The organism is Streptomyces sp. AC627_RSS907, assembly GCF_019049165.1.
The window spans coordinates 1-659 of record NZ_JAGMUE010001389.1; the positions used below are offsets into that span (position 1 = coordinate 1).

At 72.8% G+C, this 659-nt stretch carries 1 protein-coding gene; it reads left to right on the forward strand.

Going from position 1 to position 659, the window contains the following annotated elements:
• Positions 1-66 precede the first annotated feature (66 nt).
• The coding region (locus KUM32_RS42055) for a thioesterase family protein (protein ID WP_217146869.1) at positions 67-659 on the forward strand (593 nt) is incomplete at its 3' end.

The window sequence follows — 659 nt, forward strand, 5'->3', positions numbered from 1 at the left end:
GGATGAGGGCGAACCGGGCCCGGGGAAACCTACCCGTCGGTAATCTTGCCGTGTACGGTGCTTTCCATGGCACAGGCAACCATCGGTAACAGCGAGTTCGACCGGGACACGACGGTGACCCGCCGCGCCCCCGGGACGGGCTCCGCCGCCGAATCCGGCGCTCCTTCCGCCGCGGTCACCGCGACCTTCGACGCCGACCTCTCCGCGCGCTGGAGCATCCTCAAGGCGCTGAACGGCGGCTACCTGCTCGCCGTGCTCGGCCGCGCCCTCGGCGACACCCTGCCGCACCCGGACCCGTTCTCGATCACGGCGCACTACCTGACCGCCTCGCAGCCCGGGCCCGCCGTGATCCGCACCGAGACGGTCCGCGCCGGCCGCACCCTCTCCACCGGCCAGGCGTCCCTCGTGCAGTTCGACGACGACGGGGCGGAGGTGGAGCGCATCCGCGTGCTGGCCACCTACGGGCACCTGGACGCGCTGCCCAACGACGTACGCACCGCCGCCACGCCGCCGGCCATGCCCCCGTACGAACACTGCCTGGGCGCGGACGACGCCCCGGACGGTGAGGTGCCGCTCAACGACAGCTCCGAGATAGTGGACCGGTTCGACATGCGCCTCGACCCGGCGACCGCGGGCTGGGCGATCGGCCAGCCCAGCGG